This window comes from Herbaspirillum sp. AP02 (genome assembly GCF_015767275.1).
In the GTDB taxonomy this organism is placed as follows: Bacteria; Pseudomonadota; Gammaproteobacteria; order Burkholderiales; family Burkholderiaceae_D; genus Herbaspirillum.
On sequence record NZ_JADWMY010000003.1, the window covers coordinates 310,743 to 337,256 of the forward strand.

A 26,514-nucleotide genomic window follows, 5' to 3' on the forward strand; every position below is an offset into this window, starting at 1 on the left:
CGCTCCTGACCTGTATGCAATGAAAGAAATCAGTGACTGCCGGCCGGCGCGGCCATGGCGCCATGCAGGTGCCGGATGCGCAGCGAAGCCGGTGGGTGCGAATCGTAGAAGGCCGAGTGCAGCGGGTCGGGCGTGAGCGTGGAGGCGTTGTCCTCATACAGCTTGACCAGCGCCGAGACCAGGTCCTGGGCATTGGTATGCTGGGCGGCAAAGGCATCGGCCTCGAACTCGTGCTTGCGCGAGGACAGCGACGACAGCGGCGAGAGCAGGAAGGTGAAGATCGGCAGCACCAGCATGAACAGGATCAGCGCCATCGCATCGTTGCTGCCCAGCAGCAGCGGGTCCACGCCCAGGCCGGTATAGAACCAGGCCTGGCCCTTCAGGTAGCCCAGCAGGGCCAGCAGCGCCAGCGACATGGCAAACATCACCACCACCCGCTTGACGATGTGTTTGAGCTTGAAGTGGCCCAGTTCGTGGGCCAGCACGGCCTCGATCTCATGCGGTGCCAGGCGCGCCAGCAGGGTATCGAAGAAGACGATGCGCTTGCCCGAGCCGAAGCCCGAGAAATACGCATTGCCATGCGCGCTGCGCTTGGAACCATCCATCACGAACAAGCCCTTGGAAGCGAAGCCCACGCGCTGCATCAGGCCCTCGATGCGGCTGCGCAGGCTATCGTCATCCAGCGCGGTGAACTTGTTGAACAGCGGTGCGATGAAACTGGGATAGATCACCAGCATCAGCAGCTGGAAGGCGCACAGCACCACCCAGGTGTAGAACCACCACAGCGCGCCGGCCTTGTCCATCAGCGTCAACACCACCCACAGCAGCGGCAGGCCGATCACCGCGCCGACCAGGCTTTGCTTGATCATGTCGCTGAAGAACAGGGCGCGGCTCATCTTGTTGAAGCCGAAACCGGCTTCCAGACGGAACTGCCGGTAATAGTCGAAGGGCAGGTCAACCAGGCCGGAGATGATGCCGAAGCCGGCCACCAGCGCGATCTGGTAGATCATCCCGGGGCCGCCGGTCCAGCCCAGCAGCAGGCTGGAAAGCCACTGCAGTCCGCCCAGCAGGGTGAAGCCGATCAGTACCGCCGCATTGACCAGCAAGGTCACCAGCCCGAACTTGGTGCGCGCGACCGTGTAGTCGGCCGCCTTCTGGTGGGCCGACAGGGGAATCTTCTCGGCGAACTCGGGCGGCACGGCAGCGCGATGCGCGATCACGTGGCGGATGTGGCGCGACGCCAGCCAGAACCGCACCCCCAGGCTGATCCCCAGGAACACGATGAACAAAACGGAAAACGAAAGTGAAGACATGCGTACCCTGTGCGAAAATATGAAGATTCGTATCGAAATTCGTGAAGAAGTTCGTATCGAAGTTCGTGGCCCGACCCGAATGCCCGCCACCGACCGGCGTCGTCGGCAAGACATCGGGTCATGACGCCCGGCGCGTGCCGGGCGAGCGAACCAGGTAATGGAACCATGCAGCAGATGGGGTCAGATCCCCATCCCGTCAATAAGGAAGAATTATGTCACAAGCCCCCGCCGCGCCCGTCCGGCCCAATGAAATGAACCTGATCTGGGTCGATATGGAAATGACCGGACTGGACCCGGACAAGGATCGCATCATCGAAGTGGCCGTGGTGGTTACCGATGCAGAACTGAACATCCTGGGCGAAGGCCCGGTACTGGCCATCCACCAGTCCGACGAACTGCTGGACGGCATGGACGCCTGGAACAAGGGGACCCACGGCCGCTCGGGCCTGATCGACCGCGTCAAGGCTTCCACCGTCACCGAAGCCGATGCCGAGCAGCAGATCATCGCCTTCCTGAAGCAATACGTCCCTGCCGGCAAGTCGCCCATGTGTGGCAATTCGATCTGCCAGGACCGCCGCTTCATGGTGCGCGGCATGCCCAAGCTGGAAGAATTCTTCCACTATCGCAACCTGGATGTGTCGACCCTGAAGGAACTGTGCAAGCGCTGGAAGCCGGAAATCGCCACCGGTTTCAAGAAGCGCCAGATGCATACGGCCCTGGCCGATATCCTGGAATCGATCGAGGAACTGAAGTATTACCGCGAGCACTTCATCAAGCAATGATGCGCTTGCCGTAACGAAAAGGCGCGCTGGTTGCCCGGCGCGCCTTTTTTTGTTGCAGCCTGGAATTGCTTACTCGCTGCCATCTTCCCCGCAGCATTTCTTGTATTTCTTGCCACTGCCGCAGGGGCAGGGATCGTTGCGGCCGATCTTGGGCGCATCGCGCTGGACCTGTTCCACCGCCGACTTGCGCTTGGGCGCCCAGTAGCGGTGGATATGGGGAATGGCGGCTTCGATTTCGATGGCCAGCTTGTGGGTCTTGACCGGGTCATCGATGAGCTTGGTTTCTTCCTCTTCCAGCTCTTCCGAGCCCAGCAGGTAGATCGGGCGCATCAGCGGGGCCAGATTGGAGTGGAAGATTTCGTCCCATTGCTCGGCGCGCAACTGAATGCCTTCCCAGAAGCCCCAGGCCCAGGCCTCGGCGTCCAGCAGCGGCTTGCCTTCATGTTCACGTTCGCAGAACAGGGGCTCGTACTCCTTGGGCGCCACCTCGAAGGTGATGGCGATTTCGTTCATGCTGCGCGCAATCAGGCTGGTGATGCGCTCGGCCTCCTTGCCGTTCTTGAACTTGGGCGTGTCTTCCGGGCGGCTGCCCCAGACCCGCGGCAGCCATTCGGCCATCAGCACTTCCTGCGGACCGATGGCCAGCGCCGTCAGGTAGCCGTGCAGGGTGTCCATGGTCATCACATCGTCGGCGCAGCGATCGGAAAGAAGAAAATCGTCGAGTTCGTCGAATTCGGCGTCGGAAAGGGGCTGGTCGAGATGCATGATGGGTCCGGTTGCTGAAGATTGCTGTTACCAAAGGCAGGAGTGTAAAGGCATTCAGCCAGGGGCGCGAGCATTGTCGGCTTGGCGGCCGCAATCTGCTGCGACGCGGGCGTCGTGGACAGTACAATAGCCGGATGAATCAAGCCGCCACTGCTGACATCCCTGACGTCCCCGACGCCACCTCCTTCGCCACGCTCTCGCCCGATACCGTGCTCGATGCCCTCGACGCCCTGGGCCTGTACGGCGACGGCCGCCTGCTGGCGCTCAACAGCTATGAAAACCGGGTCTATCAGGTCGGCATGGAAGATGGCCCGCCGCTGGTGGCCAAGTTCTACCGCCCCTTGCGCTGGTCCGATGCGCAAATCCTCGAAGAACATGCCTTTTCGCAGGAATTGACCGACGAAGAGGTGCCGGTGGTGCCGGCCATGCGCCTGGAGAGCGGTGCCACCCTGCATCGTCATGCCGGTTTCCGCTTCGCCGTGTTCCACCGTCATGGCGGTCGCGCGCCCGAGCTGGACGATGCCGACACCCTGGAACGCCTGGGCCGCTTTATCGGCCGCATCCACGCCGTCGGCCTGCGCCGTTGCTTCGTCGAGCGTCCCGCGCTGGACCTCGCCAGCTTCGGCCAGGAGCCGCGTGACTGGCTGCTGGCGCATGACTTCATTCCCATGGATGTGGCCACTGCCTGGCGCACCACGGTCGAACAAGCCCTGCAGGGCGTGCAGCGTTGCTACGACCGCGCGGGCGAGATCCGTAGCCTGCGTCTGCACGGGGATTGCCATGTCGGCAATGTCCTGTGGACCGATGCCGGCCCGCACTTCGTCGATTTCGACGACAGCCGCAGCGGCCCCGCCGTGCAAGACCTGTGGATGCTGCTCTCCGGCGAGCGGCGCGAGATGGTCGGGCAACTGGCCGACCTGTTGGCCGGATATGAAAGTTTCTGCGAATTCGAACCGCGCGAACTGTACCTGATCGAAGCGCTGCGTACGCTGCGGCTGATCCATTATTCCGCCTGGCTGGCGCGCCGTTGGGACGACCCGGCGTTTCCGGCCGCCTTCCCCTGGTTCAACACCCAACGCTATTGGCAGGACCGCATCCTGGAATTGCGCGAGCAGATCGCGCTGATGGATGAGCCGCCGCTGTGGCCGGTGTGAACCGGCACCGATGAACCGCCTGAACTCTTTCCTACCTACATCATGAGCCAATCACTCACCCGCTGCGGCTGGGTCAATCTTGCCAATCCCCGCTATGTCGAGTACCACGATCACGAATGGGGCGTGCCCTGCCACGACGAGACCCGGCTATTCGAAATGCTGAACCTGGAAGGCGCCCAGGCCGGGCTGTCCTGGGAGACCGTGCTCAACAAGCGCGACAGCTACCGCGCCGCCTTCGACCAGTGGGACGCCGAGAAGATCGCCTGCTACGACGAGCGCAAGGTGGCGCAACTGCTGGCCGACCCCGGCATCGTGCGCAATCGCCTGAAGGTGGCCGCCACCATCGGCAATGCCCGTGCCTACCTCAAGCTGCGCGACGACGTGGGCGGCCTCGATCCCTATCTGTGGGGCCATCTCGACGGCCAGCCCATCGTCAACCGCTGGGCTTCCCTGGCGGACTGCCCGGCCAAGACCCCGCTGTCGGACGCCATTTCCAAGGACCTCGCCAAGCGCGGCTTCAAGTTCGTCGGTTCCACCATCATCTATGCCTATCTGCAGGGCGTGGGCGTGATCAACGACCACGTACGCGACTGCCATTGCCACGGCCGCTGAGCCGACCTGTACCAAAGGGTGACATGAAGACGGAATGAGGACAGGCGGCCGTGGTCGGGTTTGGTTTACACTCGCAGCCTGCGGCGGTGCATCAGGACTGCCGGGATAGATTCACGAGGCCGGCTGGCGCCATGCCAGGCCGGTGAAGTATGGGAGTAGCATGATTTTCGTCAAATGGTTTGGCTGGTCGGTCCTCTGGCTGCTGCCGCTGCTGCTGCGCACGGTAGCGCGCGCGCTCGGCCGCAAGTCCATCTTCGGCGGCCGCGGCGCCATCCGCCTGTGGTGTGGCAGCCTGTTGCTGCTGGCCGCCAGCGGCGCGCTGGAAGCACTGGTGCGCGCACAACTGAGCAACAGTGATGACGGCCCCAGCGGCGACCTGGTCGGCGCGGCCCTGATGGAAGCCCTCGGCGGCAAGATCAGCAAGGGCATCGCTGCCGTGGTCTTGCTGGCGTTGCTCGCGTTGGGCCTGAAGTGGTTGCTCGGTGCCATCTTTGGTCGTAACGATGCGCAAAGCCGCGACGATCACCCTGAACTGGACCTGGGACCACCCCGACGCGGCAGCATCGAGAGCGAGCGCGTGCGCCTGAGCAGTCAGCGCAGCAGCTTCCCCGCGGGTGCCGAGCGCCGCATGCCGGCGGTGCGCCAGCCTGGGCCGGCCCGTACATCCGGCGCCGCGTCGAACCGCGCTCCGGTAGGCTCACCCTACGAAGCGCGTCCGCGTCCGGCGCGCCTCACGCCGGCCCCGGCCAATGAGCGTCCGCTGGATGGTTCTGCGCGGGAAGACTGGAAGGTGCCGCTGTCGGCCTTGACCGGCGGCCAGCCGCGCCATGCCCAGGCAGGGCAGGGTGGGCAGGCGGGCAAATGGCCTTCGCTCAATCCCCGCCCGTCCGGCCCCGCCGCCAAGGCGCGCCCGGAATCCGAGTGGGCCGCTTTCGAAACCCTGCGCCCGACCGAAGCCATGCTGGCCCGCGCCGCCGCCAGCCGCGCCATCTCGGCCGCCAGTGCCGCCGCCGACGCCAGCCTCTCGCGGGCGGCGAGCCCGGCGTTACCGATCCGCCCGATTCCGTCCTCGATTGCCCGTTCCGCCAGTGATCAGCAGGCAGCGCCGTCCCCGCTCAATCCGACCCGCAGCATCCGCATCAGCAGCGTAGGCCGCGCCGCGCCGCAGGCAGCAGCGCCGAGCGGGCCGCCGCCGCGTGCCGATGTGATCCCGACCCGCCTGATGCGCTCCCTGCACGAGGCCGATGGTCTGCAGAACCTGACTCCAGCGGCTGCACCCATCGTACCGGTGGTGCCGGTGGTGCCGATGGCGCCACCTTCGCCATTGCCCTCCGCGCTGCAGGATCAACTCATCCCCGACCTGCCGACCGCGCCCGAGCTGCCGCAGTCGGATGCAGGCTGGCCGCCCGCCGAACCCGCACAAGTGCCCGCCGTGCCAGCGTCGGCGCCGGAAGCGTTCTTGCCCGCCGACGACGAACCGATCGACCTCGGCACCTTCAGCGCGCCCTGGTTCGACATGCTGCCCGATCCCGCACCGCCAACATCGCCGCCACTCCAACAGCAGCCGGCCTTCACCGTGCGCATGCCCGAACCGCAGCCCACCGAGATGGCGCCGGTGGCCAGGGTCTATCCCGAGCTCGAGGACGAGCCTCGGGTGGATATCCCGCTGCCCTCGCTGGACCTGCTGGACGAAGTGCCCGAGTCGCGCATCGAGATCGATCCCGAGCAACTGCAGGAAACCGGCCGCCTGATCGAACAGCGTCTCAAGGAATTCAAGGTTCCCGTGACCGTGCTGGGCGCCGAAGCCGGCCCGGTGATCACCCGCTTCGAAGTGGAACCGGCGCAAGGCGTGCGCGGCGCCCAGGTGGTGAACCTGATGAAGGATCTGTCGCGGGCGCTGGGGCTGACCTCCATCCGGGTGGTCGAGACCATCCCCGGCAAGACCTGCATGGGCCTGGAACTGCCCAATGCGCGCCGGCAGATGATCAAGCTCTCCGAGATCATCCATTCCCAGGCCTACCGCAAGTCGTCGTCCCACCTCACCATTGCCATGGGCAAGGACATCACCGGCACGCCCGTGGTGACCGACCTGGCGCGGGCCCCGCACATGCTGGTGGCCGGTACCACCGGCTCGGGCAAGTCGGTGGCCATCAATGCCATGATCCTCTCGTTGCTCTACAAGGCCACGCCCGAGGAAGTGCGCATGATCATGATCGACCCCAAGATGCTGGAGTTGTCCATCTATGAAGGCATCCCGCACCTCCTGGCGCCGGTGGTGACCGACATGCGCGAGGCCGCCCATGCCCTGAACTGGGCGGTGGACGAGATGGAGCGCCGCTACAAGAAGATGTCCAAGCTGGGCGTGCGCAACCTGGCCGGCTACAACCAGAAGCTGGACGAAGCCGCCGCCCGTGGCGAGAAGATCCCCAATCCCTTCAGCCTCACGCCGGACGCTCCGGAACCGCTGGAAAAGCTGCCCACCATCGTGATCGTCATCGACGAACTGGCCGACCTGATGATGGTGGTCGGCAAGAAGGTCGAAGAGCTGATCGCCCGCCTGGCGCAGAAGGCGCGCGCGGCCGGTATCCACCTGATCCTGGCCACCCAGCGTCCTTCGGTGGACGTGATCACCGGCCTGATCAAGGCCAACATCCCGACCCGCGTGGCTTTCCAGGTGTCTTCCAAGATCGACTCGCGCACCGTGCTGGACCAGATGGGCGCGGAATCCCTGCTGGGCCACGGCGACATGCTGTTCCTGCCGCCGGGCTCGGGTTACCCGCAGCGCGTGCATGGCGCCTTCGTCTCCGACGAAGAGGTGCATCGCGTGGTGGAATACCTGAAGTCCTTCGGTGAACCGCGTTATATCGAGGAAATCCTGGCCCCGCCGATGTCCGAGGACACGGCCCAGGCCGACATGTTCGCCGGCGGCGAGGGCGGCGACCCGGAGTCCGATCCGCTCTACGACGAAGCCGTGGCCTTCGTGCTCAAGACACGACGCGCCTCGATTTCGTCGGTACAACGGCAATTGCGCATCGGTTACAACCGCGCGGCGCGGCTGGTGGAACAGATGGAGACAGCCGGCGTGCTCTCGGCCATGTCGCGCAACGGCAGCCGCGACATCCTGGTGCCGCCCTCGGGGGGCGAGGAATAGGCACGCATAGGCAGGCATAAGCACGCTTAAGCACGAATAAGCACGAATAAGCAGGACGGCATCGGTGCCAGCGCCATTACGAATATCCGGCTGCACAAGACAAAACGGCGAACCCTTGCAGGTTCGCCGTTTTGCTTGAACGCCGTCTCAGGCGATCAGACCATCAGAGCGCCAGCCCTTAGATATCCAGCTGGGTCACCAGCTTGGTATTGATGTAGGCCTCGATGGCTTCGGTACCACCTTCGGAACCATAGCCGCTGTCCTTGACGCCGCCGAAGGGCAGTTCCGGGAAGGCCAGGCCCAGGTGGTTGATGGTCAGCATGCCACTTTCCACGCGGGCGGCCAGTGCGTGCTTGGTCTGTGCCGACTTGGCGAAGGCATAGGCCGCCAGGCCGAAGGGCAGGCGATTGGCTTCGGCAATGACTTCATCGAGGGTCTCGAAGGAGTTGATCAACGCCAGCGGACCGAAGGGCTCTTCGTTCATCACGCGTGCGCTCAGCGGCACGTTGGTCAGCACGGTGGGCTGGAAGAAGTAACCCTTGTCACCGACGCGCTTGCCACCGGTACGCAGTTGCGCGCCGTTGGCGACGGCATCGTCGATCAGGGCTTCCAGCGCCGGGATGCGGCGCTGGTTGGCCACCGGACCCATGTTCACGCCAGCTTCCAGACCATTGCCGACCTTCAGTTGTTCGGCATAGGTGACGAACTTGTCGACGAAGGCGTTGAACACGCCTTTCTGCACCAGGAAGCGGGTCGGCGACACGCACACCTGACCGGCATTGCGGAACTTGGACGTCGCCAGGGTCTTGGCGGCCAGGTCCACATCCACGTCATCGAACACCATGGCCGGCGCGTGGCCGCCCAGCTCCATCGTGGCGCGCTTCATGTGCTGGCCCGCCAGCGCCGCCAGTTGCTTGCCCACCGGAGTGGAACCGGTGAAGGAAATCTTGCGGATCACCGGATGCGGGATCAGGTATTCCGAAATCTCCGCCGGCACGCCATAGACCAGGTTGATGACACCGGCCGGCACGCCTGCATCGGCGTAGGCACGGATCAGTTCGGCCGGCGAGGCCGGGGTCTCTTCCGGGGCCTTGACGATGATGGAGCAGCCTGCCGCCAATGCGGCCGACAGCTTGCGCACTACCTGGTTGATCGGGAAGTTCCAGGGCGTGAAAGCGGCTACCGGGCCGACCGGCTCCTTGATCACCATCTGGTAGGCACCCGGGGTGCGGGCCGGCACCAGGCGGCCGTAGGTGCGACGGGCTTCTTCGGCGAACCAGTCGATGGTATCGGCCGCACCCAGAGTTTCCATCTTGGCTTCGGCCAGCGGCTTGCCTTGTTCCTGGGTCATCAGGCTGGCGATCTCGTCGACGCGCTCACGCAGCAGGTCGGCTGCCTTGCGCATGATCTTGGAGCGGTCGAAGGCCGACATGTTGCGCCAGATCTCAAAACCCTTTTTGGCGGCCTCCAGGGCGCGGTCCAGGTCGGCGCGGTCAGCGTGGGCGATCTTGCCGATCACTTCCTCGGTGGCCGGGTTGACGACATCGATGGTGCGACCGGAAGCGCTGGCGGTCCATTCGCCGTTGATGAAAAGCTGTACGTCCTTATACATGGGCAATCCTCGTTCGTCAGGTTGGGGAAGGGCCGGTGCGGTCCGGTTCAGGCGATCAGGCGAGAACACATGGCACGCAGCGGCCGGGGGAGAATTCAGACAGACCGGACGCTGCCGATCTGGTTCATGCGCGACGCAGCCAGCGAGGGCGATGGCTGTCGCGCGAAGACTGTCTTTATACCACGCGCCATGCATTCGCGTCGGCTGCCGGGACGCCGACAGCGGCTTCCTACAAGGCTGGACGAGCGGGCAGCAAAGAGGAACAATCGGCAACGCGCACCGGTCACACCGCCATAACAACATGCCCAGCCGAGGTCCCCATGAGCAGCTCTCCAGACCCGTTTCATCCCGCCCGACCTGCTGCCGACATCCATCGCGGCAAGGGCGATGCTGGTGATGTTACGGCAAGCAGTGACAGCCTCCAGAGGCATGATGCGCAAAGGACGGCGGCGACCGGCAGCATCATCGCCAGCGCCCTCCTGAGTGCTGGCCTTGGCCTCTGGCTGGGCCGCAAGCGGCGCCAGGGGCGCAGCCCGGTGCGACTGAGCCCGCCGGCGCGTGCGCCCCGTCCGGCACCGGCGCAACCATTGCATAGCCGCGTTGCCGGACCACCACCCCACGAGGCCATCCCGCAGGGCTTGGAGCGTGCACTGCGCCTGGTAACGCTGGCCATGCCCCTGATTGCGGCCTGGCGCCGGGGCTCAGCGCGTGCCACGGTAGCCAAGGCCAAGGCCAAAGCCCAAGCCAAGGCGGAGAATGCGTTGCCGCCAGATGCGCCGGCCCGCATGGATATCGTCAAGGCGCGCCTGGAGCCGGCGCCGTCCGACTACCTGGACCCGGCTGCCGAAGTCAAGATGCTCAAGGGGGGCACGCGGCCCCAACAGGCCTGGCAGATGACGGTGGCCGCCATCAATGCCTGGCTGGACGACTTCGCCCCCAGCATGGGCGCGGCCATCGCCTACTACACCATCTTTTCCATCGCCCCCATGCTGGTGATCGCCATCGCGGTGGCCGGCATGCTGTTCGGTCACGACGCGGCGCAAGGCGAGATCGTCAACCAGATCCGCGACATCGTCGGCACCGAAGGGGCCTTTGCCATCCAGGGTTTGCTCAAGTCGGTCAGCCAGCCACGCGAGGGCATGATTGCCGCCGGCATTTCGGTAGTGACCCTGGTCATCGGCGCCACTGCGGTGTTTTCCGAACTGCAGAGCGCGCTTGACCGCATCTGGCGCATCCCCGCTGTCAAGCGCAAGAGCGGGGTATGGCAACTGGCCCGCACCCGCCTGCTGTCGTTCGGGCTGATCCTGGGGCTGGGCTTCCTGCTGATCATCTCGCTGGTGGTCAGCGCGGCGCTGGCGGCACTGGGGCGCTGGTGGGGCGGCTGGTTCGAGGGCTGGCAACTGATGCTGCAATTGCTCAACTTCGTGCTGTCCTTCGTGGTGTTCTCCACGCTCTTTTCGATGATCTACAAATTCATGCCGCGGGTGACCTTGTCCTGGCGCGATGTCTGGATCGGTGCGGTCGCGACCACGGTGCTCTTCATCATCGGCAAGTACCTGATCGGTCTGTATCTGGGCAGCGCCGGCATGACTTCCGGTTTCGGGGCCGCTGGTTCGTTTGCGTTGCTGCTGCTATGGATCTACTACTCGGCGCAGATCTTCCTGCTGGGAGCCGAGTTCACCTGGATCTATGCCAACAATTTCGGTTCACGCGCCAAACGGCAAAAGCTGGTCAGTACCGTGGAAGATCATCACGTGAGCCTTGAGCAGGCTCAACAGGTGGTGCGCGGTAACGACAAGCCGCGCTGAGGCGCCAGTGCCAGTGCCGGGCATTCCTCCACGGCCCACTGCCGCAGGGTGTCGCCAAAACCGCCGCGTGCCTTGCTTTGCGGCCGGGTGCTGGTACTCACCCGGGGACGTGCACTCCATGCGATATGGGCGCCCATGGCCTGCAAGGCTTGTACGAGGGCGACATCTTCATGGCAGGACAAGGGCGGGAAGCCGCCAGCCTGTCGATAGGCCTTTGCGCAGACCCCGAAGTTGGCACCGTGGATGTGGCGATGATCGTCGCGATCAAGATAGACCCGGGCGAAGCGGCGCCGCACTTCCGGCGCATGGCCGCGCCAGTCGTCGGGCACCACGGTGCCGCAGACGGCATCGGCCTGCAGCCTGAGCTGGGCCACCAGCCAGTCGGGCGCGACTTGGGTATCGGCATCGGTAAAGGCCAGCCAGCGCGCTCCCCGGGCCAGTAGTTGATCGGCCCCCAGGGCGCGTGCCACGCCGACGTTGCGCGCCTGTATCGGCAGCACGTTCACCGGGTGGCTGCGGGCAATGCGCTCGGAACCATCGCTGCAGGCGTCCAGCACCACCACGATGCGCACTTCCTCACCGTGCAGATCGCCATGCAGGGCGGCCTCGCGTACCGCCTGCAGGCAGGATTCCAGCTGGGCCTCTTCATCGTGCGCGGGAATGACGATGCCTATCATGACGTGCTCCTCTCCTTGTTGTTTTTACCGGTCCGACGCGTCAGCCGGGATCAGGTCTTGCGCCATAGATCGACCAGGATGTCTTCGTCTTCGTAGCAGGCCTGGCGTTTGAGCCGGGCATGGGTGTCGATGAGCTGATGCATGGGGCGGGTGGCCAGTAGCCGGTCATCGAAATCCTTCTTCCAGTGGCAGGCCAGCAGATGTCCCCCGACGGTCAGGCTGCCTGCGGCCAGCGTGACCAGCTCTACCATCTGCGGTGCATCGAAGTAGTAGCAGAGCTCGGAAAAGAGGATCAATTCGAACTCCGGCGCGCCCAATTCCGGCGCCGGCCATTGCTCCGGCAGTGCCTGGCGGCGTACCTCCACGTGCGCCAGATGGGCGGTCTTGTCGCGGGCGATGCGCACCGCGTCCTCGCAGAAATCGGAAGCCAGCAGACGCTGGCAACGCTCGGCCAGATGCAGGGTCAGCTCACCGCTGCCGCAGCCCGGTTCGAAGATGGAGGTGCAGTGCTGGCGCGGCAGGATGGCTGCGACGATGGCGCGCTTGCGTTGCTCGTACCAGCTGGTCCTGGTGTTCCAGGGATCGGCGCTGGCGGCATACAACTGGTCGAAATGTCCGGTGTCGCCCGTCCTCATAGGAAGAACACCTCGTAGGGCCGCACGAAGTGCGCCAGCACGCCGGCCGGCAGTACCGGATCGCGCTCGCCATCACGACCGATCTGGCTGTGATAGCAACGCAGGGCGCGACGCTTGCGCAGGGCGGTATCGGCATCGAAGCCCAGCTTGTGCGCCCGGCCCCAGGGGAAGTCCCCCGACAGCGGCTGCGCCCAGTGCCAGCCCCAGATCGGGACTTCGACCAGCTTGCAGCCCAGTTCATGTTCCAGCTCGGCGGCGATCTCGCCCACCGTCTCATGGTCGGGATGACCGTCCAGGCGCCACGGGGCAAAGACGATATCCGTGTGGCGCAGCTGCGCGATCAGCCAGGCTTTCAATTCCAGCCGGTGCTGGCGGATCTGGCCATCGGGTATGCGGGCGCGCAGGATCTGGGCCTGCCCCGCGCCGAGACATTCCAGCGCGGCCATGCTCTCGGCCGGCCGCAGCAGCGGCAGCCGCTGCGCCAGGGGGGACGAATCGGGATGGCTGCGCTCACCATCGCTGACGGCCACCACCGCGATTTCCCGCATCATGCCCGCGAGCTGCGCGATCAGGCCGCCGCAGCCCAGGGTTTCATCATCCGGATGCGGCGCCAGGATCACCGCCCGCGAGCGGGGGGGCACCAGCTTGCACAGTTCGATTTCGGGCAGCGCATGCAGGCGCTGGCAGGATTGCCAGACTTCTTCGGCGGTACCGTGGACGACATCGATATGGCGCGCGGCACTGCCGCGCCGCACGGGCGCGGGGGCATTCACAATAAGCATGGGATGGGCTCCTCTTGCAGACAGGATGTGGCCAGTGCGGCCAGGTCGCGTTCGGCATGGCTCTGGCGCAGCCACACGGGCAGATCGGCCAGCAGGCGCGCACTGCGCCGCTGGCCGCAATAGGGATGGGGCCCGAGCGCAGCACCCAGGTCGCCGATGATCTGGGTGCAGGCGCGTTCGACGATGAGGCGGGACCGCAAGGCATGACGCATGGCCTTCTCGGCCGGATAGGCGTCGATGCGCGCCGCGCTTTCGCGCAGACTGGCTGCCGAGGTGGACAGCGCGCATTCGGCACTGCCCAGGCGTGCCAGGGCATGTGGGTCGGCACGTTGCGCCAGCTGCGCGCGCAGCAGCGCCACCAGCGCTGCCGCCGCACCATGCCAGCAGGCGGCGATGCCGATGCCACCCTGCCAGAAGCCGGGGCGGTCCAGATAGAAACCGGGTCCTCCCACCATTTGGGCGCTGGCATTGTGCAGACGCAGGCGAGCGGTGCGCGTGGCGGACATGCCCACGGCCGCCCAGTCGTCCTCGATGATTTCGACCCCGCGCTGCCCCAGTTCCAGCGCCAGCAACCAGGTCTGGCCCGCCTCGTCGCGATGACTGAGCAGCGCGTGCGTGACCGAGGCCGCGCCCGAGCACCACGGCTTCTCTCCTTCCAGCAAGACATGGTCTTCTGCAGCCGGCATGCGCATGGTGAGGCTGCCGGGACGCCCCTGCGCGCACCAGACACCCCAGATCGAACGCGGCGGGCGTGCCTGTCCTGCTTCTGCCAGGATGGCCAGCGCATCGGTATGGGCTTCGTAGAGCTTGGCCAGCGACAGGTCGTGCGCAGCCACTGCGGCCAGGGCCTGCCAACGCGCCAGCGTTTCGCCTTGGCCGGGCAGGGGGAGACGATCCAGTCCGGCCGCCACCAACTGGCGCAGCAGCCGGGCATCCAGTGCGGCCAGCTGCTCGTGCGCGCAGGCCGCCAGGGCGGGTGCGATGAATTGTTCCAGCTGTGCCGGCAGGGAAGGGCAATCGGGTAGATCAGCGTGGGCAGGGCGATTCATGATGACCGGGCCGGGTTCAGGCGACCCGGGACGGGCCGCAACGATACCCAGTATGCGTGGCGCGGTGCCGGGCCGATGTCGGCGCGCTGCGGTGTTTGTCGTAGGACTTCATTAGGCCCGGCCTGGTCCTGGCCGTTTCTGTAGGAATCGTACCCGCTGTAAATCCGTGCATCGCCTACAGCCAAAGCGACCGCCGGATTCCATCATTGCCCTTATCCAGGCAGCCACCCAAGCAGCCATCCAAGCAGCTCGAATGCAAACCAGGGCAGCAGACCCCGCGCCAATGACGCAATGACGCAATGACGCAATGACGACCACCGCACGCAACGCACAAAGAGGCGATATGAACACCAAGGACATTCCCGAAAACGCCAGATTCGATGAATACAACAACGCTGCCGGTGGTTGGGGCTCGGTCAAGGCACTGGGCGCCATCCTGCAGCAGGAACATGTGATCGCCACCGGCACCCGCATCCTGATGAAGCAGAACAAGCCCGACGGCTTCGCCTGCGTCAGCTGTTCCTGGGCCAAGCCGGCCGACCCGCATCTGTTCGAGTTCTGCGAGAACGGCGCCAAGGCCACCGCCTGGGAAATTACCGGCAAGCGCGCCACGCCGGCGTTTTTCGCAGACCACACGGTGACCGAGATGGAAAGCTGGAACGATCTCGAACTCGAATCCACCGGCCGCGTCACGGAGCCCATGAAATACGACCCGGCTAGCGACCGCTATCTGCCCGTGACCTGGTCAGAGGCATTCGACGACATCGCCGCCCGGCTGCGCGCGATGGATCCGAAGAAGGTGGTGTTCTATGCCTCCGGCCGGGCGTCGCTGGAGACCTCCTACCTGTACCAGCTGATGGCCCGCCTGTATGGCAGCAACAACCTGCCCGACAGCTCCAACATGTGTCACGAGTCTACTTCCGTGGCCTTGCCGCAGACCATCGGCGTGCCGGTCGGCACCGTCCGGCTGGAAGACTTCGATCACACCGATTGCATCCTTTTCTTCGGCCACAACACCGGCACCAATGCCCCGCGCATGCTGCATCCGCTGGAAGAGGTGCGCAAGCGCGGGGTCCCCGTGATCACCTTCAACCCCTTGCGCGAGCGCGGTCTGGAGCGCTTCGTCAATCCGCAGTCGCCCAAGGAAATGATCACCCCTGCGCATACCGACATCAGTTCGCAATACGTGCAGATCAAGATCGGTGGTGACACGGCGGCCGCCGTGGGCATGGCCAAGCGCATCCTTGAGCGCGATGACCGGGCCCGGGCCGAAGGCCAGCCACGCTTGCTCGACCAGGCATTCATCGATGAGCACACCAGTGGCTTCGAGGAATTCGCAGCCGCTGCCCGGGCTGCCTCCTGGAACGAGCTCGAGCTGCATGCCGGCGTGTCCCGCGCCGAACTGGAGCTGGCTGCCGACACCTATGCCGGCGCCGGGCGGGCCATGCTCATGTATGGCATGGGCGTGACCCAGCACCGGGAAGCGGTGCGCACCATCCACATGCTGACCAATCTCTTGCTCATGCGCGGCAACATCGGCAAGCCCGGTGCCGGCATCTGCCCGATCCGGGGCCATTCCAACGTGCAGGGCCAGCGCACCGTGGGCATCACGGAAAAACCGGAGATGGTCCCCAACGACAAGTTGCGCGCGCTGTATCACTTCGAGCCGCCGATGGAGAAGGGGCTCAACACGGTCGAAGCTTGCGAGAAGATCCGTGACGGCGAACTGTCGGCCTTCTTCATGCTGGGAGGTAATTTCGTGCGCGCCATCCCCGACCATGGCGTCATGGAGCCGGCCTGGCGCAACCTCCCCCTGACCGTACAAGTGGTGACGCACTTCAACCGCTCCTGCGTGATCCACGGCAAGACCGCCTATCTGCTGCCCTGCCTGGGCCGCATCGAGATCGACCGCCAGCGCGGCGGCGAGCAGGCGGTGTCGGTGGAAGACAGTACCGGCTGCATGCACGGTTCACGCGGGCGCGTCGAACCGGCGTCGCCGCACCTGCTCTCGGAGCCGGCCATCATCGCCGAACTGGCCAAGCGGCTGCTGCCCTTCAATCCCCGGGTGGACTGGGATGGCTGGGTGGGCGACTATGCCCGCATCCGCGACGCCATCGAAGCCACCTATCCCGACATCTTCCGCGACTTCAACGCCCGCATGCGGACCCCTGGTGGCTTCCCGCGTCCGCTGGCGGCCCGTGAACGGCAATGGAAGACGCCCAACGGCCGCGCCAATTTCAAGACCTTCGACGCCCTCGAGCCAGATCCCGACATGCCCGCCGATGCCCCTGGCGTGCTGCGTCTGATGACCACCCGGGGCGACAGCCAGTTCAACACCACCGTCTATTCGCTGGATGATCGCTTCCGTGGTGTTTGGGGGACCCGCCGCGTGCTGCTGCTGAACCTGCGCGACATGCAGGCCCAGGGCCTGGTGCCCGGTGATTTCGTCACGGCCGAGACGGTCTCCGACGACGGCGTAGAGCGTCGCGTGGATCACCTGCGGGTGGAGCCTTTCGATATCCCCGTCGGCTGCGTGATGGGTTACTTCCCCGAACTGAACCGCCTCATTCCGCTGTTCCACCATGCGCGCGGCAGCAAGGTGCCGGCGGCCAAGTCGATTCCGGTGCGCTTGATTGCGGAGGTGAGTGAGCCGGTGTTGTCCTGACAGCGGTCGTCAGCTTGCAGCTGCTGGGCGGTTCTACACCACGCCCAGCAGCACTTCCAGATCGTCATCCTCGCCCAGCGGGGTGGACATATCCAGCACGCTCTCGATATGGTGCAGGTGCGCCAGCATGGTCGCCACCGCCTCTTCGGCGCGGCCTGCGGCGATGGCATCGATGATGTCGCCGTGGTCATCGTGCGTGCAGGCCGGCACGGTCGGGGAGTCGTACAGCACGATGATGAGACAGGTCAGGGAGGCCAGCTCGCGCATCATCTTGCTCATCACCGGATTGTCCACCATGTCGGCGATGCGGATGTGGAATTCTCCCGAGAGCCGGATGATGGCTCGCCGGTCATTGCTCGCGCGCGCCTTGGCTTCCTCGGCCACGTGGGCCCGCAGCAACGCAATGTGCTCGGGTCGCGTGTGCTCGCACAGATGACGCAGCAGGGCCGGTTCCAGCAGGCGGCGCGCAGCGAAGATGTTGCGTGCTTCCTCCGGGGTGGGGCTGGCCACGAAGGCGCCGCGGTTGGGGATGGTCGTGATCAGACCCTCATGCGCCAGGCGCGCCAGCACTTCCCGCACGCGGGTACGGTTCACGCCGAAGATGCCCGCCAATTTCTCCTCGACCAGCTTGGTGCCGGGCGTGAGGCGATGTTCCATGATGGCCCCGACTATCCTTTCATAGATGGCATCCCCAGCCAGTGGCCGCACGCTGAACGCCTGGCCAGGCAGCGGGCTGTTGTCCGGGTGCTCGTGCTTGCTCTGTTTCTTGCGGGGGCTGCTGATGCTGGTCGGGCTCATGGGTTGTCGGATCGAAGACGTAGGTTGCCCGCCATGATAGCGGAAAATTGTGGAAATTGATTGTCACAAAATTATAAAAATAATCGGACAAAGCAGCGCTCAAAATGCTGCACTTTGACGGGGCGTTTTCCCTCTTTTGGCATCCTGAAATTGAATTGCTTTGGTGCGTCGATCCTGGTTTCTGCCAGGCAATGCGGAGGGAGAATGGGCGGTAACCCCAGTTCTATAAAGGATTTGGGACTGTTTCTCGGTAACTGCGACAGGGTATTCTGGTGCTGGCACAGGCTTTGCATAAACGGTGGCAATGTAAAACAGGATTGTCACAAAATAGTTGTCCTCGAATGTCCACCTGGGAGAAAACCATGCAACAGCAAGTCCGCAAGTCCCCCTCCGGCCTGTTCTTCAAGGCTGCCGCCCTGGCCAGCCTGCTGGCCTGTACCGCACTGGGCACCGGCTCGGCCATGGCCCAGGCCAAGCCCAAGATCAAGCTGGCCTATGCCAAGTGCGCACATTGCATGTCCATGGCAATGGTGCCGGCGCTGGCCCAGAACGTGGAGATCGAGGGCATCAACTTCACTGCCGGCAGCGATGCGCTGACAGCACTGGTTTCCAAGAGCGTGGACATTGCCCAGGTGACCTACCTGGCCTACGTCAGTGGTCTGGACAAGGGCTTCGACCTGGTGGCGGTGTCGGGCCAGGTCAATGGGGGTTCCGAGATGCTGGTTGGCAAGGACAGCAAGCTGGCCTCGGATGACTGGGCCGGCCTGAAGAAGCTGATCGCGCAATACAAGGCCGAAGGCAAGCCCTTCCGTATCGCTGCCTCGCGCGGCAATGCCCAGGACCTGCACATGCGTGGTGAACTGGCCGGCCATGGCATCGATCCGTCCAAGGACGTGCAGTTCGTCAATATCCCCAATCCTTCCGATCACGCGGCAGCGCTCTCGCGTGGCGAGGTGGAACTGATCTGCTCGGTGGAACCCTTCGCTTCGCAGATCCGCATGACCGGCGTTGGCAAGCATTTTGCCTATCCCTATGACCAGGCAGCGGGCCGCCTGACCAACCTGATCGTGACCCGCTCGGATGTCATCAAGGAGCATCCGGCCGAGGTCAAGGAAACGGTGGCGGCAGTGGTCAAGCTGGTCGACGGCTTGCAGAAGGACAAGCAGGGCTGGATCAACAGCATCGTCAAGGGCACCGGCCTGGACCCCAAGATTGCAACCGAGGCGCTCAACAACGCCTATCCCGACTACCGCATGTATCGCACCCAGACCAAGGCCATTGCCGGGATGATGAAGGATCTGAAATACGTCTCCAGCGATGTCTCGGGCCTGGCCGAGAAGAACATGGACTACAGCTTCCTGATGAGCGTGACCGGCAAGCCCAAGTCCGAGCTTGGTTATTGATTCACGACACGACACTAGCCCCAAAGGAATCATCATGAGTGGATGGAAGCAATCCCTGTCGGAAGCCAAGTGGCGCTTTGCGGTGCCGCTGTTGCTGGTGCTGTTCTGGGAGGCTTTCTCCCGCTCGGGCGTGATCCCGGCATCGCTCCTGCCGGCCCCATCGCGGGTGTTCGCCACCTGGATGGACTGGATCTTCGGCATCAACGAAGCGGCCCAGGACAGCAGCGGCAAGTGGATCTACGATGCCATGGCCAGTTGCCTGCGGGTGACGGCCGGCTACCTGATCGCGGCGGTGTCCGGCATCGCGCTGGGCGTGGCCATCGGCTGGTGGCGCTGGGTCGAGCGCACCATCGAGCCTACCGTGCAGATGCTGCGGCCGATTCCGCCGGTATCCTGGATTCCGTTGGCCATCATCTGGTTCGGCATTGCCAACAAGCCGGCCATCTTCCTGGTGTTCCTGGGGGCGTTCTTCCCGATCCTGATGAATACCGTGCATGGCGTGAAAACCGCTGACCGCAACCTGTTGCGGGCCGCCGCCATGGCCGGTGCCCGGCAAAGCCAGTTGCTGCGCTTCGTCATCCTGCCGGCGGCCATGCCCAGCATCTTCGCAGGCTTGCGCATCGGCATCGGGAGCGCCTGGATGCTCACGGTGACCGCCGAGATGGTGGCCGTCAAGAGCGGGCTCGGGTATGCGCTGTGGGATTCGTATTACTTCCTGCGCTATGACCTGGTGATCGCGGCCATGATCAGCATCGGCCTGCTGGGTTTCCTGGCGGACTGGATCCTCAAGCAGATCATGCATTCCATGCTGCGCTGGCAGCATGTGGCCACCGTGCAGGGCAAGGCCTGAGTGAACTGAGCGGCCGGCAGCCTCGCGGCCCGCGCGCATCAACGATCAAGGAAAACGCATCATGGCATTCATCGAATTGAACGATATCGTCAAGGTCTTCAAGGACCGCAAGCGCGGCACCGACATGCTGGCCATCGACCGGGTGAGCCTGCCGCTGGAGAAAAAGGAATTCCTCTGCCTGCTCGGCCCATCCGGTTGCGGCAAGTCCACGCTGCTGAACATGATCGCCGGCTTCGAATTCCCGACCAGCGGTACGGTGAAGGTAGCGGGCCAGGCCATCACCGGGCCTGGTGCCGATCGCGGCATGGTGTTCCAGCAGGCCAACCTGATGCCCTGGCTGCCGGTCTGGGACAACGTGGCCTTCTCGCTCAAGCTGCAGGGCAAGAGCGCCGCTGCCCGGCGCGCGGCGGCCCAGCCCTTCATCGAGACGGTCAAGCTCAAGGGCTTCGAGAACCACTATCCCAGCGAACTCTCGGGCGGCATGGCGCAGCGGGTCGGCATTGCCCGCGCCCTGTTGCAGAACCCCTCGGTGATCCTGATGGACGAGCCCTTCGCGGCACTGGATGCGCAGACCAAGATGGAGATGCAGGAAGAGCTGGTGGCCCTCTGGCAGCGTTACGAAGGCACCATTGTCTTCGTTACCCATAGTGTCGATGAGGCACTGATCCTGGCCACCAAGGTGGCGGTGATGACGCATCGGCCGGGACGCATGCGCGAGCTGATCGACATCGACCTGCCGCGTCCACGCGATACCACCACCCCCGAATTCAACCAATACAAACGCCATGTGCTGAGCCTGATCCGCGAAGAATCGGCGCTGGCCCATGCCGATGCCGCCCTGTTGGCGGCCTGAAAGGAAATCTGATGACCCAACGCACCCTGCTCGGCATGCTCACGCCGTCCTCCAACACCACGCTGGAGCCGGTGACCACTGCCATGCTGGCCGACATCCCCGAAGCCAGCGCCCACTTCGGACGTTTTCGCGTGACCGAAATCGCGCTGTCCAACCAGGCATTGGCGCAGTTCGACGATAGCGAAATCCTGCGTGCCGCCGAATTGCTCTCGCATGCCAAGGTCGGCAGCATCGCCTGGAATGGCACATCCTCGGGCTGGCTGGGTTTCGATGCCGACGAGCGCCTGTGCCGCCGCATCACCGAGGCGACCGGCATCCCGGCCTGCACTTCGGTACTGGCGCTCAACGAGATCTTCGACATCACCGGCGTGAAGCGCTTCGGCCTGGTCACGCCTTACCTGGACGAGGTGCAGGCGGCCATCGTCAAGAACTATGCCGCCTCGGGGCTGGAATGCGTTTCCGAACGCCATCTGCGCAAGCAGGACAATTTCTCCTTCTCCGAAGTGGGGGCAGAGGAACTGCGTGCCATGGTGCGCGAGGTCGCCAAGGACAAGCCAGAGGCCATCACCATCTTCTGCACCAACCTGCGCGGTGCACCGCTGGTGGAAGAGCTGGAGCGCGAAGTCGGCATCCCGATCTACGACACCATCTCCACCGTGGTCTGGAAATCGCTGCAACAGGCCGGTGCCGATCCCTCGCGCATCCGTGGCTGGGGCAGCCTGTTCCGCGACGTGCGCTAGGCCCCTCCGCACTTCTCACTCTCTATCCCTGCCAGACGTCCCGGCCACGTGCCGGCGGCGTTGGCGGCGTCACGACCATCGCGGCACAGCCGGCCGCAGGACAGACGCGAGCTTGATCGAAAGGAAAACAGATGGACAGCTTTGACCTGGTGATTCGCAACGGTACCGTTGCGACGGCCTCGGACATCATGCAATGCGACGTCGGCATCAAGGACGGCAAGGTGGCCATGCTGGGACGTGGCCTGGCGCCTGGCCGCGAGGAGATCGATGCCAGCGGCAAACTGGTCCTGCCCGGTGGTGTGGACGCGCATTGCCACCTGGACCAGCCGATGGAAGAGGGCCTGAAAATGGCTGACGATTTCCGGAGCGGGACGATCTCGGCTGCCTGCGGTGGCACCACGACGGTGATCCCGTTCGCTGCGCAGGCCAAGGGTGGCTCGCTGCGCGCAGCGGTGGAGGATTACCACCGCCGGGCCGAGGGCAAGGCGGTGATCGACTACGCCTTCCACATGATCGTGAGTGACCCCAGCGAACAGGTCCTCAAGCACGAGCTGCCGCAGCTGGTGCGCGAAGGCTACACCTCCTTCAAGATCTACATGACCTATGACGATCTCAAGCTCAATGATCGTCAGATCCTCGACCTGTTGGCGCTGGCGCGCAGGGAAGGGGCCCTGGTCATGGTGCACGCCGAAAACGCCGATTGCATCAGCTGGCTGACCGAGCAGCTGGAAGACGCCGGCCTGACGGCGCCCAAGTATCATGCCCACTCGCGGCCGATGATGGTGGAGCGGGAAGCCACGCATCGTGCCATTGCCCTGTCGGAGCTGGTGGACGTGCCCATCCTGATCGTGCATGTGTCGGGCCGGGAGGCCATCGAACAGATCCGCTGGGCCCACGGCCACGGCCTGCGCATCCATGCCGAGACCTGTCCGCAATATCTGGTGCTGACGGCCGATCACCTCGATGACGGCTACCATGGCGCCAAGTGCGTCTGCAGCCCGCCACCGCGTGACAAGGCCAACCAGCAATACGTCTGGGACGGCCTGGCCAGCGGCCTGTTCACCGTGTTTTCATCGGACCATGCTCCCTTCCGCTACGAGGACCCGCAGGGCAAGAAACCGGGTGGCCAGGAAGTGCCGTTCCGCTACATCCCCAATGGCACGCCGGGGTTGGAAACGCGCATGCCCATCCTGTTTTCCGAGGGCGTGGGCAAGGGCCGCATCGATCTCAATCGTTTCGTCGCGCTGACCGCGACCGATCCGGCCAAGATGTATGGTCTCTATCCGCGCAAGGGCACCATTGCCATTGGCAGCGATGCCGACATTGCCATCTGGGATCCGCATCGCGAGGTCCGGGTGAGCAACAGCATGTTGCATCACGATGTCGACTACACCCCCTATGAAGGCATGCAGCTGACGGGTTGGCCGGTGCTGACGCTGTCGCGCGGCGAGATCGTCTGGCGCGATGGCGAAGTCCTGGGAACGCCGGGACGGGGCCAATTCCTGCCGTGCGGCCTGCCTGATCCGGCCCGGCCCAAGAAGCAGATCTTCGAATGAGAAGGTGAGCTTGGCGATAGCTGTAACCGGTCATCGAATACGCGTTTCACTGCGCCAGAAAAAAGCCCCGCCGAAGCGGGGCCGAGAGCAATTTCAACAATAGAAGCAACAGAAGCAACAGAAGATCGTGAATGCGAAAACGATTTATATCGTTTTCTGGAATCAGGTCAGATCAATACTTCCACATGATCTTCTGCAGTTCCTTGGGATCATTGGTCCTGGTCAGCGCCAGTTCGGCCAGGATGCGCGCCTTCTGGGCGTTCTGGTCGTCGGCCACCACCCAGTCGTACTTGTCGTCGGGCTGTTCGCCGTTGCGGATCACCACGCCACTGCCGGTGCGCGAGGCGCGGATGACCTGCACGCCCTTGCTGCGCACTTCCTGCAGTACCGGTACGATCTGCTCGGCCACGCTGCCGTTGCCGGTGCCGTCGTGGATGATGGCCTTGGCGCCGGCGGCGACGAAGGCGTCATAGGCGGTACGGCTGACATTGCCGTAGTTGTAGACGATGTCCACGCGCGGCAGGCTGCTGATCTTGTCGATGTCGAACTCGGTCTGCGTGGTGTGCGGGCGGGCCGGGAGGCGGTAGAAGCTCAGCTTGTTTTCCACCACGTAGCCCAGTGGGCCGTAGGGCGAGCGGAAGGTCTCGACCTTGAAGGTGTTACTCTTGGTGACGTCGCGGCCGGAGTGGATTTCATCGTTCATCACCACCAGCGTGCCCTTGCCGGCGGCTTCCTTGCTGCCGGCTACCAGCACCGCGTCATACAGGTTCAGCGCACCGTCTGCACCCAGCGCGGTGCCCGGACGCATGGAGCCGACCACCACCACCGGCTTTTCGCTCTTGAGGACCAGGTTCAGGAAGTAGGCGGTCTCTTCGATGGTATCGGTGCCGTGGGTGATGACGATGCCATCCACGTCGCCCTGCTTCAGCAGTTCGGAGACGCGCTTGCCCAGCTTGATCAGGCGCTCGTCATTGAAGCTCTCGCTGCCGATCTGGAAGATCTGCTCGCCGCGCACATTGGCGATCTTGGAAATCTCCGGGACGGCTGCAATGATCTTGTCCACCGGTACCACGGCCGATTGATAGGCGGCGGTGTTGACGCTGGAAGCGCCCGCGCCGGCGATGGTGCCGCCGGTGCCGATGACGACCACGTTGGGCTTCTTGTCCTGGGCCTGTGCCGCGAAGGCGCAGGCCAGCGAGAGGATCAGGACGGCGCCGGTTTTCTTGAAGTGTGTCTGCTGCATTTTTATAGGTCTCCTGGTACGCATGGGGTAGCGACGGGCGATCACGCTCCTGTTTCGTTTCTGATGCTTGTCTGCAAGCGGATCGCGGGATGAGTTCGTACGGTGAGCATCGAACGTTGGCGATCATACGAAAGCGCTGCCGTGCTGTCTCATGCTTTTAAAACATGAGCGGATGCGCACTATGCATGAACTTGCCGACTGCCTGTGCCGCCGCTGCCAGGCGAAAAAAAGGCCGCTTGCGCGGCCGGCTGACAAGGGTGTTGTCGAGTGAGGAACTAGGGCCTGTTCCCACTCAATCTGCGAGATGCGTTGCGCCCAGAAGGCGTGGTGCCACCAGCCTTGCCGTGCAACGCCGCCAGCGCGCCTTCTGGGCGCAACCCTCCGGGAGAGGCCGGCAAGCGTCGCCTGCCGTTGTTGCAGCTCCTTGCCGTAGCACCACTACGGCGCGTCGCTGCGCCTAGGCAGTCAACGCTTGACGACCTCTCGCACTCGCAGATTGAGTGGGAACAGGCCCTAGAAGAATTCCACAGTATCGTTGGTGGTGATACCGGAACGCAGCACGCCCGAATTGACCAGTTCCTGGTAATAGCAGATGCGGTTGCGGCCACTTTTCTTGGCGTGATACAGGGCCTGGTCGGCATGACCCAGGATCACCACCGGCGTTTCGCGGGCGATGTTGACGAAGCCCAGGCTGACAGTGACCTTGCCCACCTGCGGAAAATCGTATTCCTGCACGTTCTGGCGGAAGCGGTCGAAGATCTTGCGGGCGTCCGAGAGCGTGGTGGCGCGTAGCAGGATCACGAATTCCTCGCCGCCGAAGCGGAAGATGCGGTCGTGCGCGCGGAACGAGGCGCGCAGGATGTTGGCCACCAGGATCAGCACTTCGTCGCCGTAGAGATGGCCGTAGCGGTCATTGACCTGCTTGAAGTGATCGATGTCCACCACCGCCAGCCAATGGCCCTTGGGCTCGCTGTTGCTATCGTGGCGACGCTCCTCGTCCTTCTCCATCGAATGCGCCTCGTGCGGGGCGATGGCGAAGGCGTAGCGGGTGAATTGCTCGTCGAAGGTCTTGCGGTTGAACAGTCCCGTGAGTGCATCGCGCTCGCTGTAGTCCAGCAGGCTCTGGTAATTGCAGTAGATGTGGAAGACGCCGTGGATCACTTCCATCGTCGCCGGTGCCAGCACGTGTTCGCTGCGCAGTTCCAGGCAGGAGTTCATCTTCCCGTGCAGCCACACCGGTAGCCACAGCACATGCGCGCCGTCGGGCGTGGTCTCCTGGTACTCGTTGAGGTGGTTGCGGATACAGGCCATCATTGCCGGATAGGACGACAGCGCTTCCTTGGGATCGTCGTTGGTCAGCTCGGCGATGGTATGGACCACGCCGTCGCTGATGACCATCTTCTCCTGCACATAGTATTCGTCGCGCATGGTAAAGATGTCGAGCATGCGGATGCTGCGCACGTCGGTGAGCTGGTACAGCGCGGAGATGACCGAGATGGCCAGGCGGGAATGCTCCCGATGGGCCGTGATCTCTACCAGATGCTTGAGCAGCGGTTTTTTCATCTCGTCGTCGATGTCCTGCATGAGCCCATTGTTCTATGTATGGTCGGTACTCGGCTTGCGCTTGGTCCGCGAGGTCGGAAGCGGACGCTTACATGCGATCAATGAGTACGAGGCGAGTGGTTGGCAGCAGCCGGTCGCAGCACCTCTCCCCGAGGAATGCGGCCCAGCCAGGATGCAAGAATCACGCCATGAAGCTAGCACGGAAGCAGAAAGATTTTACACGCTGGTATGCGCTCGAATGAAGCAGTTTCTGCAATTCATCATCGAAAAATGAGGTTTCATTTCCGTATGGAAATTTTGTGCCGCATTTGATTTTTGCTTACGCAGGAACTTGCGCGCCTTTTGATTTTCCCTCTTGGTACGATTCCTCACGCTGCACCGCAGTGCCAGACGGGACGCGGGCTCGCGACAAATCGCACGAAGCTCTGCGGTAGGCGTATCGGCTCTCATTGCGCGACAATTGCCGTCGATATTTTGCGAATCCGCAATAAGAAAATCGCCGG

The 26,514-nt window shown here is 63.9% G+C and carries 21 protein-coding genes; 11 read left to right on the top strand and 10 right to left on the bottom strand.

Features of this window, described 5'->3' with window-relative positions; translation table 11 throughout:
- Positions 1 to 29: 29 nt before the first annotated feature.
- Entirely contained in the window at positions 30 to 1,313 is a 1,284-nt protein-coding gene (locus I5R65_RS09870) for a M48 family metallopeptidase (protein ID WP_180670693.1), read from the bottom strand.
- 212 nt (positions 1,314 to 1,525) lie between these two features.
- Here I5R65_RS09870 and orn point away from each other — a divergent pair, with 212 nt between their 5' ends.
- The gene (gene orn, locus I5R65_RS09875) at positions 1,526 to 2,095 is read left to right on the top strand and encodes an oligoribonuclease (protein WP_180670694.1); all 570 of its coding nucleotides are present in this window, start codon (positions 1,526 to 1,528) and stop codon (positions 2,093 to 2,095) included.
- A 69-nt stretch (positions 2,096 to 2,164) separates the two neighbouring features.
- Here orn and I5R65_RS09880 read toward each other — a convergent pair whose 3' ends face one another.
- Positions 2,165 to 2,860 carry a UPF0149 family protein gene (locus I5R65_RS09880; RefSeq protein ID WP_180670695.1) on the bottom strand — a complete coding sequence of 232 codons (696 nt, stop codon included), beginning with the start codon at positions 2,858 to 2,860 and terminating at the stop codon, positions 2,165 to 2,167.
- Positions 2,861 to 2,994: 134 nt separating this feature from the next.
- Here I5R65_RS09880 and I5R65_RS09885 point away from each other — a divergent pair, with 134 nt between their 5' ends.
- The 3 genes from I5R65_RS09885 to I5R65_RS09895 all read left to right on the top strand — a co-directional run bounded on the left by I5R65_RS09885 (position 2,995) and on the right by I5R65_RS09895 (position 7,777).
- Positions 2,995 to 4,014, top strand: coding sequence for a serine/threonine protein kinase (locus I5R65_RS09885; protein WP_180670696.1), 1,020 nt, complete (start codon positions 2,995 to 2,997; stop codon positions 4,012 to 4,014).
- Positions 4,015 to 4,056: 42 nt separating this feature from the next.
- The gene (locus I5R65_RS09890; RefSeq protein ID WP_180670697.1) at positions 4,057 to 4,626 is read left to right on the top strand and encodes a DNA-3-methyladenine glycosylase I; all 570 of its coding nucleotides are present in this window, start codon (positions 4,057 to 4,059) and stop codon (positions 4,624 to 4,626) included.
- Between the two features lie 160 nt (positions 4,627 to 4,786).
- Positions 4,787 to 7,777 carry a DNA translocase FtsK gene (locus tag I5R65_RS09895; RefSeq protein ID WP_180670698.1) on the top strand — a complete coding sequence of 997 codons (2,991 nt, stop codon included), beginning with the start codon at positions 4,787 to 4,789 and terminating at the stop codon, positions 7,775 to 7,777.
- A gap of 178 nt (positions 7,778 to 7,955) precedes the next feature.
- Here the strand turns inward: I5R65_RS09895 and I5R65_RS09900 are convergent, their stop codons facing one another.
- Complete coding sequence (locus tag I5R65_RS09900) at positions 7,956 to 9,389, bottom strand: NAD-dependent succinate-semialdehyde dehydrogenase (RefSeq protein ID WP_180670699.1); 1,434 nt, start codon at positions 9,387 to 9,389, stop codon at positions 7,956 to 7,958.
- Positions 9,390 to 9,709: 320 nt separating this feature from the next.
- Here I5R65_RS09900 and I5R65_RS24270 point away from each other — a divergent pair, with 320 nt between their 5' ends.
- The gene (locus I5R65_RS24270) at positions 9,710 to 11,197 is read left to right on the top strand and encodes a YihY/virulence factor BrkB family protein (protein ID WP_231395132.1); all 1,488 of its coding nucleotides are present in this window, start codon (positions 9,710 to 9,712) and stop codon (positions 11,195 to 11,197) included.
- Here the strand turns inward: I5R65_RS24270 and I5R65_RS09910 are convergent.
- Genes I5R65_RS09910 through I5R65_RS09925 form a run of 4 tightly spaced genes read right to left on the bottom strand, consistent with a single transcriptional unit; the run spans position 11,161 to position 14,340 of the window.
- Positions 11,161 to 11,874: a glycosyltransferase family 2 protein gene (locus I5R65_RS09910; RefSeq protein WP_180670700.1), complete on the bottom strand. Its 714-nt coding sequence runs from the start codon at positions 11,872 to 11,874 to the stop codon at positions 11,161 to 11,163. The genes I5R65_RS24270 and I5R65_RS09910 overlap by 37 nt on opposite strands.
- A 50-nt stretch (positions 11,875 to 11,924) precedes the next feature.
- Positions 11,925 to 12,509 (bottom strand): bifunctional 2-polyprenyl-6-hydroxyphenol methylase/3-demethylubiquinol 3-O-methyltransferase UbiG, encoded by a 585-nt coding sequence (locus I5R65_RS09915; RefSeq protein WP_180670701.1) that lies wholly within the window; start codon positions 12,507 to 12,509, stop codon positions 11,925 to 11,927.
- Positions 12,506 to 13,291 carry a PIG-L deacetylase family protein gene (locus I5R65_RS09920; protein WP_180670702.1) on the bottom strand — a complete coding sequence of 262 codons (786 nt, stop codon included), beginning with the start codon at positions 13,289 to 13,291 and terminating at the stop codon, positions 12,506 to 12,508. Before I5R65_RS09920 ends, I5R65_RS09915 begins: the two co-directional genes overlap by 4 nt.
- The gene (locus I5R65_RS09925; protein WP_180670703.1) at positions 13,279 to 14,340 is read right to left on the bottom strand and encodes an acyl-CoA dehydrogenase; all 1,062 of its coding nucleotides are present in this window, start codon (positions 14,338 to 14,340) and stop codon (positions 13,279 to 13,281) included. Before I5R65_RS09925 ends, I5R65_RS09920 begins: the two co-directional genes overlap by 13 nt.
- A gap of 343 nt (positions 14,341 to 14,683) precedes the next feature.
- On the opposite strand from I5R65_RS09925, the gene I5R65_RS09930 reads away from it, so the two are divergent.
- Positions 14,684 to 17,005 carry an FdhF/YdeP family oxidoreductase gene (locus tag I5R65_RS09930; protein WP_180670704.1) on the top strand — a complete coding sequence of 774 codons (2,322 nt, stop codon included), beginning with the start codon at positions 14,684 to 14,686 and terminating at the stop codon, positions 17,003 to 17,005.
- A gap of 33 nt (positions 17,006 to 17,038) precedes the next feature.
- Here the strand turns inward: I5R65_RS09930 and I5R65_RS09935 are convergent, their stop codons facing one another.
- The gene (locus I5R65_RS09935) at positions 17,039 to 17,803 is read right to left on the bottom strand and encodes a GntR family transcriptional regulator (protein ID WP_180670705.1); all 765 of its coding nucleotides are present in this window, start codon (positions 17,801 to 17,803) and stop codon (positions 17,039 to 17,041) included.
- A gap of 362 nt (positions 17,804 to 18,165) precedes the next feature.
- On the opposite strand from I5R65_RS09935, the gene I5R65_RS09940 reads away from it, so the two are divergent.
- From I5R65_RS09940 to hydA, 5 genes are all read left to right on the top strand, one after another.
- Positions 18,166 to 19,206: an ABC transporter substrate-binding protein gene (locus I5R65_RS09940; protein ID WP_231395133.1), complete on the top strand. Its 1,041-nt coding sequence runs from the start codon at positions 18,166 to 18,168 to the stop codon at positions 19,204 to 19,206.
- Between the two features lie 34 nt (positions 19,207 to 19,240).
- Complete coding sequence (locus tag I5R65_RS09945; RefSeq protein WP_077237840.1) at positions 19,241 to 20,056, top strand: ABC transporter permease; 816 nt, start codon at positions 19,241 to 19,243, stop codon at positions 20,054 to 20,056.
- Between the two features lie 61 nt (positions 20,057 to 20,117).
- Positions 20,118 to 20,909 carry an ABC transporter ATP-binding protein gene (locus I5R65_RS09950; protein ID WP_180670707.1) on the top strand — a complete coding sequence of 264 codons (792 nt, stop codon included), beginning with the start codon at positions 20,118 to 20,120 and terminating at the stop codon, positions 20,907 to 20,909.
- Positions 20,910 to 20,920: 11 nt separating this feature from the next.
- Positions 20,921 to 21,649, top strand: a complete 729-nt coding sequence (locus I5R65_RS09955; protein WP_180670708.1) for an aspartate/glutamate racemase family protein — start codon at positions 20,921 to 20,923, stop codon at positions 21,647 to 21,649.
- Positions 21,650 to 21,780: 131 nt separating this feature from the next.
- On the top strand, positions 21,781 to 23,205 hold the full coding sequence (gene hydA, locus I5R65_RS09960; protein ID WP_180670709.1) for a dihydropyrimidinase: 1,425 nt from the start codon (positions 21,781 to 21,783) through the stop codon (positions 23,203 to 23,205).
- A 172-nt stretch (positions 23,206 to 23,377) separates the two neighbouring features.
- On the opposite strand, the gene I5R65_RS09965 is transcribed toward hydA, so the two are convergent.
- On the bottom strand, positions 23,378 to 24,448 hold the full coding sequence (locus I5R65_RS09965; protein ID WP_180670710.1) for an asparaginase: 1,071 nt from the start codon (positions 24,446 to 24,448) through the stop codon (positions 23,378 to 23,380).
- Between the two features lie 513 nt (positions 24,449 to 24,961).
- Complete coding sequence (locus I5R65_RS09970) at positions 24,962 to 26,032, bottom strand: GGDEF domain-containing protein (protein ID WP_180670711.1); 1,071 nt, start codon at positions 26,030 to 26,032, stop codon at positions 24,962 to 24,964.
- Positions 26,033 to 26,514: the final 482 nt, after the last annotated feature.